Source organism: Halomonas sp. 3D7M (assembly GCF_014897885.1).
Lineage (GTDB): Bacteria > Pseudomonadota > Gammaproteobacteria > Pseudomonadales > Halomonadaceae > Vreelandella.
In genome coordinates this window covers 17,995-28,400 of sequence record NZ_JABUZF010000130.1, presented here as the reverse complement: position 1 = coordinate 28,400, position 10,406 = coordinate 17,995, and the positions used below count along the sequence as shown (strand labels likewise).

Annotated in this window: 5 protein-coding genes; 2 read left to right on the top strand and 3 right to left on the bottom strand. The window is 52.2% G+C overall.

The genetic code is table 11. The annotated features are described in order from the left end of the window. Positions 1–38 precede the first annotated feature (38 nt). From INT22_RS06055 to acnB, 3 genes are all read right to left on the bottom strand, one after another. Complete coding sequence (locus INT22_RS06055) at positions 39–1,925, bottom strand: glycerophosphodiester phosphodiesterase family protein (protein WP_193067874.1); 1,887 nt, start codon at positions 1,923–1,925, stop codon at positions 39–41. Positions 1,926–1,992: 67 nt separating this feature from the next. Continuing rightward, positions 1,993–2,487 carry a ribonuclease E activity regulator RraA gene (gene rraA / locus INT22_RS06050; RefSeq protein WP_193067873.1) on the bottom strand — a complete coding sequence of 165 codons (495 nt, stop codon included), beginning with the start codon at positions 2,485–2,487 and terminating at the stop codon, positions 1,993–1,995. Positions 2,488–2,681: 194 nt separating this feature from the next. Continuing rightward, positions 2,682–5,285: a bifunctional aconitate hydratase 2/2-methylisocitrate dehydratase gene (gene acnB / locus INT22_RS06045; RefSeq protein ID WP_193067872.1), complete on the bottom strand. Its 2,604-nt coding sequence runs from the start codon at positions 5,283–5,285 to the stop codon at positions 2,682–2,684. Positions 5,286–5,806: 521 nt separating this feature from the next. Here acnB and miaE point away from each other — a divergent pair. Beyond that, positions 5,807–6,463, top strand: coding sequence for a tRNA-(ms[2]io[6]A)-hydroxylase (gene miaE / locus INT22_RS06040; protein WP_038483807.1), 657 nt, complete (start codon positions 5,807–5,809; stop codon positions 6,461–6,463). A 30-nt stretch (positions 6,464–6,493) separates the two neighbouring features. After that, positions 6,494–10,399, top strand: a complete 3,906-nt coding sequence (locus INT22_RS06035) for an AAA family ATPase (protein WP_193060610.1) — start codon at positions 6,494–6,496, stop codon at positions 10,397–10,399. Positions 10,400–10,406 lie beyond the last annotated feature (7 nt).

The window sequence follows — 10,406 nt, the reverse complement described above, 5'->3', positions numbered from 1 at the left end:
CATTGGCCGGGCGACTTGGAATCATAAAGAGATTTTTGCTATTGGCGTAGCCAGTTGCGCAGTTTTACCAGCATTAGGCCGCCGTCGCTCAGCGCACGGCGGTCTTCTATTAGCTCGCTCAAACGGTCTGGATAGTCAGTGATTATCGCATCAACCCCAAGATCAATCAGTGCCGACATGCGCGTTCGGTCATTCACTGTCCAGGCATGTATTTCGTAGTTATAAAGCGCCGCCAATCGAATTTCTTGTTGTGTGATACGGTTATGACGCAGGCCTAAAGCATCGAATTGGCGTCGATCCAGTGTGCCAGCCAAGATCAGTTGGGCGAGTAAGGTAATGCGTAATTCGGGGGCTTGCTGTTTTAAATAAGTCACCATACTGGGTGACATGGTCGCCATGCGCATTTCCAGGAATACATTTGGAAACCCGCAGTTCGCGTTCGCATTGAGCGCGTTATCCTGGGTTGCCCAGCAGCGATAGCGAATGTCACTTTCTGCCTCAAGGGTTGCTAATACGGCGCGAGCGAGTCTCTCTTCGTCGCCAGGCGAGGGCTTCATGTCAATCATTAAGCCTGCGCGTCCTCGCACTAGCGCCAAAGCATCATCCAAACCAGCAATCCTTTCGTCTTGAAAGGCATCGCCAAACCAGCTGCCGACATCAACTTTGCTCAACTCTGCTCTAGTGAGTGAATCAAATTCTCGCCGATCGCCTGTTAGCCGGGCCAAGCTGCGATCATGGTAAAGAAGCACCTGGTTGTCAGCACTCAGGCGAACATCCAGTTCTACAGCATTGGCACCGTCTTCAAGCGCTTGTCTTATCGCGGATAAGGTATTCTCCGGCGCTACCATCGAGCTTCCTCGGTGGGCGATGACCGCTACGTTATCGCGTATTTCAAAGCTGTTGAGTATCCACCATGCTTGTAGCCCCGCCAGTAGCAGTACGCTTAGTTCAATCGCCCACGCAAGGCGACCAGGATGGGCGTGTTCCGACCGAGGCGAAGGGCGTGTCTCTCGAAAAGCCAGTTGCAAGTATAAGCACGCTGATAGGAGGGCATTGGTGGCAATACCTAAAAATGTAATGGTTAACGTAACCAGTACGTAGCTGGTTAAATAAGCCAACATCGCTGGAATCAGCACGGCATTATGTTCGGGTAGCCCCCATAACAGAGGCGTCACGACACTATCAAATAGCCATGTAGAGATAATCGGCAGACTGATAATGACGATCAGCAGTGTCAAGACCGCCACACCAATCGAACGATGCCAGCCGCGAGTTAAGCGCACGCTACGCTTAAGTGCTTGGAAAGGGGAGCAGTTGTCCAACACTACTAACGGTAGCGCTAGTAACCAACGCAGGTAGAGCCACGCAGCAAGCCCAAGCCAGATAATCAGTAACGGCAGTGCGCAAGCAATAAAATACCACAGCGAGGCTGGGCGGGTTTGTTGTAAATAGTAGGGATCTATACCGCTTAACCACACATCATAAAGCCACGCTAAGCCCATCATAAAAGGGGCTAGAAGCAACAAGTGGGCTCCTACCTGAAGAATGACCAGACCCGCGAGTGCTGGTAAGCGGCGTGTGCTTAACCACAGTGCTTCAAAAGCGAGCCGGTAGTGGTTGTCTTTAGGTCTGACGGCCACCAGCAGCATGCCTGCTTGTTGCCAATAAATCAGTAAGAATGCAAAGCCAAGACCCACGAGCAACGCAACTAAGCCCAGTGGACTAAATAGCAGTGTAATCAGCGCATCATTGGTGACGACTGTTCGGTTGAGTTGCGCTAGTAAGGCCCGAGAGATCCACGCAATCAATGGCACTACAAGAGCAGAGGCTAACAGGGTGAAGAGCAGGTGATAGGCAATGAGGGGACGAAGATGGTCGCGCAGAGTGTGGAGTAGGGTGTAGCCCAATTGGTTAAGCGGCTGCATGGTTACAATTTTGTCAGGGTTGAATTACCAGGGTGGCACTAAGTACCACACCTGGCAAGCCCTTGCCTTAGGAAAGCTCAAGCGGTTTTTCGGCGATAATAATGCCGTTGTTATCTGCGTAAAGCCATTGTCCAGTGTGTAACGTGGCGCCTGCAAAGGTAATGGCTATATCGCGTTGTCCTTCGCCGCGCTTTTCGCTCTTGCGCGGATGGTTGCCTAACGCTTGAACGCCAAGTGGCAGTGTGACAAGAATATCGACGTCTCGTACACAGCCATACATCACCACACCAGCCCAGCCATTTTTAGCGGCTTGCTCGGCGAGCATATCACCAAGCATGGCACAGCGGTGTGACCCGCCAGCATCCACAACTAGCACTGCACCATCACCTGGTTCGGCAACAGCTTGCTTAACCATTGAGTTGTCTTCAAAACACTTAACGGTACGAATAGGGCCGTAAAAACTGTCGACGCCACCATAATTAGCAAACATCGGTTCAAGTACTATTACGTCAGGATTCGCATCACATAAATCTGGTGTGACAACAGGGGTTGCATATGTCATTACACGCTCCTATGAAGCATTATCTTCAAAATTAGCCCATGAAGATCCATTGTTGAAAGTCAGGCGGCCATAAAAAAACGCCCCAGCCTGCAAGCAGGTTGGGGCGTTCGGTCATCGGCTCAAAAAGGAGACATTGTCATCCTTCTTGCGATGTTGCGAGCATCGGCGATAAGTTCTCGGTACTGCTAAGAGCATTAAGCTTCTTGGGCAACCGGAATCACGTTCGAGGCGATTTTTTGATACTCCTCGATTTCGTGGAAGTTCATGTAACGATATATTTCTCCAGCGAGTGCGTCAAATTCACTCATGTAGCGCTGGTACTCTTCTACGGTTGGAAGGCGGCCTTCCACGGCAGCGACGGCTGCGAGTTCCGCTGAGGCGAGGTATACATTGGCACCATCACCTAAGCGGTTCGGGAAGTTACGTGTAGACGTAGACACAACAGTGCTTTTCGCTGCAACGCGTGCCTGGTTACCCATACACAGTGAACATCCCGGCATTTCCATACGGGCGCCAGCACGGCCATAAATGCCGTAATAGCCTTCTTCGGTAAGCTGGTGCTGATCCATTTTGGTCGGCGGCGCCAGCCAAAGGCGCGTTTTCAGGCTGCCCGCAGGCTGTTTTTCAAGTAGTTTACCGGCTGCACGGAAGTGACCAATGTTGGTCATGCACGAACCGATAAATACTTCATCAATTTTTTCGCCGGCCACGTCTGATAGCAGACGTGCATCATCTGGATCATTAGGCGCACAAAGAACGGGTTCTTTAATTTCGCTCAAATCAATTTCGATGACTTCGGCGTAGTCAGCATCTTTGTCAGCACGCATCAAGCTTGGGTTATCAAGCCATGCTTCCATACCTTCGATACGACGGCTGATAGTGCGTTCGTCACCGTAGCCATTCGCAATCATCCACTTCAGCAGTGTGATGTTGGATTTAAGGTACTCGGTGACGCTTTCTTCAGACAGGGTGATTGTACAACCTGCTGCACTGCGCTCTGCTGAAGCGTCGGAAAGCTCGAAAGCTTGCTCGACGGTCAGGTCTTCAAGACCTTCAATTTCCAATACACGGCCAGAGAAAGCGTTCTTCTTACCGGATTTCTCAACGGTTAGCAGTCCCTGCTTGATGGCGTAGAGGGGAATAGCGTGAACCAGGTCGCGCAGTGTCACGCCCGGCTGGCGCTCACCTTTAAAGCGCACCAGTACGGATTCCGGCATGTCCAGCGGCATAACGCCAGTCGCAGCAGCAAACGCTACCAGACCAGAACCTGCTGGGAACGAAATGCCCAGCGGGAAACGGGTGTGAGAGTCACCGCCGGTACCCACTGTGTCGGGCAGCAGCATACGGTTCAGCCAGCTGTGGATGATGCCGTCGCCGGGGCGAAGAGAGACGCCGCCACGGTTCATGATGAAGTCAGGCAGTGTGTGGTGAGTATCCACATCGACAGGCTTTGGATAGGCCGCAGTGTGACAGAATGACTGCATGACCAAGTCGGCCTGGAAACCAAGGCACGCTAAGTCTTTCAGCTCGTCACGGGTCATCGGCCCGGTTGTGTCCTGAGAGCCAACGGTGGTCATCTTCGGCTCGCAGTACATGCCGGGGCGTACGCCGTCCAGGCCACACGCTTTACCGACCATTTTTTGAGCAAGGGTAAAGCCCTTGCCAGTATCAACCGGCTGGTCTGGCAGGCGGAAAACATCAGAAGGCTCAAGGCCTAGCGATTCACGCGCTTTACCGGTTAAACCGCGACCGATAATCAGCGGAATGCGTCCACCTGCGCGCACTTCGTCAAGAATCAGTTGGGTTTTAAGTTCGAAGGTTGTCAGTACTTCGTCGGTACCGTGCTTGCACACTTTACCTTCGTATGGATAGACATCAATGATGTCGCCCATTTCCAGTTTGGCAACATCCATTTCAACCGGCAGTGCACCAGAATCTTCCATAGTATTGAAGAAGATCGGGGCGATCTTGGCACCAAAACAGAAGCCGCCAGCGCGCTTGTTGGGCACGTAAGGAATGTCGTCGCCGAAGAACCAGAGTACAGAGTTAGTGGCGGACTTGCGTGAAGAGCCAGTACCAACGACGTCGCCCACATAGGCAACGGGGAAGCCTTTCGCTTTAACTTCTTCAATTTGTTTCAGCGGGCCAGTCGTGCCTTGCACTTCGGGTTCAATACCTTCGCGCTCGTTTTTGAGCATGGCATTGGCATGCAGCGGGATGTCTGGGCGCGACCATGCGTCAGGCGCAGGAGAGAGGTCGTCAGTATTGGTTTCGCCAGGAACCTTAAAGACGGTTAAGGTGATTTTCTCTTCCAGTGCAGGCTTGGAGAGGAACCACTCTGCAGCAGCCCAAGACTGAATAACGTCTTTAGCAACCGAATTGCCATTTTTGGCGCGCTCTTCAACGTCATGGAACGCATCAAACATGAGAAGGGTATGCTTGAGCTGTTCGCCAGCTTCACGAGCAAGTTCTTCATTGTCTAATAGTTCGACCATGGAGACGATGTTATAACCGCCTTGCATGGTGCCGAGAAGTTTGACGGCATGGATCTTATCGATCAGCGGAGAGGTGGCTTCACCTTTAGCAATCGCGGTTAAGAAACCTGCTTTTACATAAGCAGCTTCATCAACACCTGGGGGGACTCGGTTGGTGATTAGGTCAAGAATAAACTCTTCTTCACCTGCCGGCGGATTTTTAAGTAGCTCAATTAAGGCAGCGACTTGTTCGGCGTTCAGGGGCTTGGGCGGTACGCCCTCTGCAGCGCGTTCCTCGACATGTTGGCGGTAAGCTTCAAGCACGTTGGGGCCCTCTCATCTTCTTAATGGTGACGAGCGCATACCCACACGGTATTGAGTATGTGCCCGGACACGTGACATACGCTTGAAAAACAGCGTCTGGTGGATGAGGTGGATTCTACGGGAAACTGTCGACAATGTTAAGGCGGCAAGCTCCTGAGGGCCTTGTACTTTATGTTGAGGAGATGGTGTAGGGTTTCTTAATAGCGCGTTTTTTTCTTAATTAATCCAGCGGGTGGAAGTTTTTTACCGAACAGGCGTAATTGAGGGTGAGGGCGCGTGTGATTATTGTGATGCCGCGTTACCATACTGTTTGATTATTTCGTCGTATTATTATCACTACGACAGCTGAATCGCGGGTATTGTGGTGTGGAGCTTCAATATAAGCGTAATTTTATATTAGATATGTGCTATATAAAAAGTGCTGTTACGGCTCTTTCAACAGCGAGCGTAATGGCAGGGAACAAACGCCCAGGGCGTTTATATGTTGTACAATAGTGAGATAAGCGCTTGGTAATGGTGTTATGTCGATACAATTAAATATGTTGCAACCTGTAGGTCATGCGCTTCAAGCGGATGATTTACTGCCAGAATGTCTCCATCAGTTTCTTGCGTGCTCAACGCCTGATGCATGGCTGCAATGGGCGTTGGATAACCCAGAGATACTTCTTATTGACCATGCTCAGTGTGAGAAAAAAGCCGCTTCAACGGCAATGAGCTTGCTCTATCGTTACGTTGATCAGCCGTTACTATTAAGCAAGATGTCGCAACTGGCTCGAGAAGAACTCCTGCATTTCGAGCAGGTAGTTGGCTTAATGGAGAAGCGAGGCGTGGCGTACCGTCATCTTACTGCGTCACGCTATGCCGAAGGCTTGCGCAAGCATGTGCGTAGCAATGACCCTGAGCGTTTAATTGATGTGTTAATTATAGGTGCGCTCATTGAAGCACGTAGCTGCGAGCGCTTTGCGCGCTTAATTCCTTATTTAGATGAAGAGCTTGCCAAGTTCTATCGCACGTTAGTGAAGTCAGAAGGTCGTCACTTTGAAGACTATTTGCTGCTTGCAAGACAGCAAACATCGGCATCAATAGATGACAGAATCGCCTTTTTTGTGGCGCGTGAAGCGGAGTTGATTACTTCGCCAGATACGGCTTTTCGTTTTCATAGCGGTGTGCCTGCTTAAGCCACCGCTAGTCTAGGTAGGATATGTATCATGCGCGATGCTCGTGAGACAGACCAACTGACCCTGTTTGGCCATTTCTCTTTAGCACAAGGAGAAGATGTGCTGACGCACTTCAGTTATGACAAGGTAAAAGCGCTGCTCGTTTATTTGTTGCTGCACCGACAGCCGGTCAACCGAGCTTCCCTCGCAGAGTTGCTTTGGCCAGACCAGGGGCTGTCATCGGGCAGAACCAACCTACGTCATGCGCTTCACTGTCTGCGTCAGTCGATGGGGGACAATGCCGAGCAAGTGTTGAACGTATCTCGCCAGACCATCGCTTTTCAGTTGCCTGCCCACTGGCGGGTTGACTTGCACGAATTACAGCAATTGTTGGAAGGCCCTCGAGATTTGGCGAACCTCGAAGAGGTGATGTCGTGTTATCAGGGGGATTTGATAGAAGAACTCCAGCTTGCCAACTGCAGCGAATTTCAACGCTGGTTAGTTCAAGTACGAAACGAGTGGCGTCAGCGTGTTATCCGTTTCGCTGAGCAGGTGTTAGATGCCCACTCCGATGTCCCTGACAATCTATTGGAAGGTTTAGTCAGTCGCTTTTCTGGCTACGGTCCATTTCATGAACGTCTGGTACGTCAGTTGGCCGAGAAAAATCAGATGGCGGCTGCCCATGAACAGTACAACAGCTATCTACAGTTGTTGGCGCTTTCTGGACAGCAGCCCGAACCGAGCTTTCTACAGTTAGCTAATTATTGGTCAGATGGTCACCATGATCCGCGTGTACTGAGCCCGCAAGGCGCTTTTTCGCGCGTGTTGGCAGCGGATAGTAAGCCTCTTCGCGAAGATGAAATTGAGCTGCGCCAGTTATCTGTGATGGCTATCCGGCTTAAGTTACAAGGTGATTGGCAAGATCGCGCGGCTACCCGGAACTGTTTGGCGCTTCAATTAGAGCTACTGCGCTGGTTAGAGCAGCAGTGTCATCACTTAGGTGGCTTCTGGTTGCCGGGCGCAACAGGTGGGCTTGGCTTGGCCTGCTTTGGTACCCATGGTCCGGCTCATCAGTTGGCAGAGCTGGTTGCGCTTTATGAGCACTGCCGTCTGGCGTTGCCTTTAGAGTCCCAGCGTCACTGGATCGGTGACGGTGATCCTCCAAAATTTGAGCTCGCCGCAGGTCTTAATAGCGGAAGAGTGGTTTATCTACCTGAACGTCAGCTAGCTGACCCGCTTGGCCAAGTAACCCAAGTATCACTGGAGTTAATGAGTGCCGCAGAGGGTAGCGAGTTGGTGATCTCTCAAGAAGCCAGCCAGCACATGCCGCCTGCACTTGATTTGCAACCGCGGTTGGTATCTCGTTTAGTGGCGAGCGATGGCCGCGTCCGCTTGAGAGCGTTAGTGCTGGGAGTGAATGAGGGCGGTAGGGATGCGCTACCTCCCAGTTTAGTGGGTCGAGAAACATCACTACGCACGTTAAGAGATGCGTTGGCGAGGGCAGGCATTGGTTTGCGCCAGAGTGTGCTAGTACGTGGTGCATCCGGGATGGGTAAATCTGCGCTAATGGTGGGTTTTCGCCAGTTAGAACTGAGTCGTGATGCTGCCATTTGTTGGCAGCCAACGACGCGGCTATCGGTGCTAGAGCCCTACGGTGTCGCACGTACTCTGCTCGCTTGGTATGTTGAAGCAACGCCAACTTGTGAAGCTGTTCGTCAATTGCAAGAAACGCTCTCCTTAGAGCCTCTGGAGGATGAACGTCAGCAACTGCTTGAAGAAGCGCTCGGTGTGCGTGATGTTCAAGAAGTGGCCCAGTTAACTCAGAATGGTGAGGCTATTGAGCTAGTTGTAAAGCTGTTACACCGCTTAATCGATCATCTGGCCAGTTCACGGACATTGGTACTAATGATTGATGATCTGCAATGGCTTGATGAACCTTCATTCAAGGTGTTGGCAGGGCTACAAGCTCGGTTGCCGATCAATACAGCCTTCATGCTGGTCGCCAGTCACCATGGCCGAGAGCCACTGCCGGTCAAATTGCACTGGGATCAGCAAATTACCCTTGGAAGGCTGGATGCGCAACAGTCGTCTCGCTTGCTTTCTCAGTTATCCCGCCGGTATCGCATTCATTTAAGCCCACGGCTACGCAATCAAATCATTGAGCGTTGCGATGGGGTGCCGCTGTATATGCAAGAGATTTGTCGGCGTTTAGATATGGATCGCCGTGAAGGTCGTAGTGTGCAGTTTGATGAGCTGCCCAAAGGGTTGTTAGGACTGCTGGCTAGCCGAATTGACCAGTTGGAGGGTGATCGGGAAATTGCCCACGTAGCGGCGGTATTAGGCAAGCGTTTCCGTCTTGATTTTCTGCAAGAGTGCAGTGGTTGGGAAAAGCCGCGGCTGTGCCAAGCAATTGAGCACATGCGTCAACTGGAAATTATCGAGCCAGTGGATAAAGACGGGGGCGAGCCAGAGCATCAGTTTAGCCACCAACTGCTGCAAGAAGCCGCTTATCTTTCGTGCCCTAGGGATGTGCGGGTTAAGCTTCATCAGCAGGTAGTCACGCTGATTGAAGAGCGCTTCCCTGTATGGATTAGCCGCCACCCTGGTGATTTTGCAACCCACCTACGCCGCAGCGGCCACTACGCCAGGGGCGCTCGTTACTTTGAACTGGCCGCGCGGGAAGCCCTCAAGGTGAGCGCTAACCGTACGGCACTGCGCATGGCAGACTTCGGACTTGCTAGCCTGCGTCATGTCGATCATGAAGTTGAGCGCGAAGTGAGCCTGCTGACCGTGCGTGGCCAAGCGGCCTTCGCCTTAGAGGGGCATGGTTCGCCCACTGCGCATGAGAGCTTCGTGCGTGCGAGGGAGTTGCTCCGCCAGTCGGGTGGCGCCGCCACGGAAGATCCAGAAGACCTTGAGCAAATATTTTTGGTTAAGTGGGGCTTATGGGTTGGTCGAAGTCAGCGCTATGCCCACGCCGATGCATTTGCACTCGCCTCGACGCTGGCAGACATTGCTGGGCGTTTAGAGGATCCGCGCTACCAAAGGCTGGCAGATTATGCGCGGGCGCATTGCGAATACTGGGCTGGACGCATTCAGCAAGCGCATGACCACCTGGACGAAATTGACCCGCTCAATGCGCAAATGATGATTGAATGGCTGCCATTCTCTGATCACCCGCAAGTAACCGCGGCTTCTTTCCAAGGCTGGGCGCTCTGCTTGCGTGGTGACTACCAGCGCGCAGAGCGGCATATCTCTTCCGCGATCCGATTAGCTGAAAAAATTGGCCATCCAGGTACGCTTGCCATGGCGTTGATGTTTTCCGCTGCGCTTTATCGGCAGCTTGGCCATGTACATCTAGCAGCACGACACGCTGAGCGTGCTGCTGCAATGACGGGTACGCCCGATTTGCAACTGTGGCAGATTTCTGCCCAGGGGATTCTTGGCTGGCAGCGAGCGCTGGCGGGTGACCAGGGGGGCTTAGTGCAGGTGCGGGACAGCCTGGACCAGATGGCAGAGCTGAATGGGCGTGATCGCTATCAGCGTCCGGTCCTATGGTACTCAGATGCATGTATTGAGCTTGGCGAGTTAAAAGCGGCTGAAGATTATCTGGATCAGTGTCTGGTCATTGCCAAAGAGCGCACAACGCTCTTTTTACCTGAGTTGGCAACGCAGTTAGCTAAAGTGCGTGATTTGCTCGGGCACCCTGCTAATGAAGTGAAAGCGCTGGCTGAAATGGCCATTAATCAGGCCCGTGAGCATGGCAATCGCCATCAGGAGCTTGCGGCGCTCGAGCTTTGGCTGACGCGTATTGCACCAAACGACTTGCAGGCCAAAGAAGCATTTAGGCGCTTATTGAGTGAAGTGAGCCATAGTGATGCGCCAGTGCTTGTTCGCTGGGTTAGTCTGCTTGATAGACGGTTGCCCCACGCGGTAAGTGTTGAAAACGAAACCTGAACGGGTG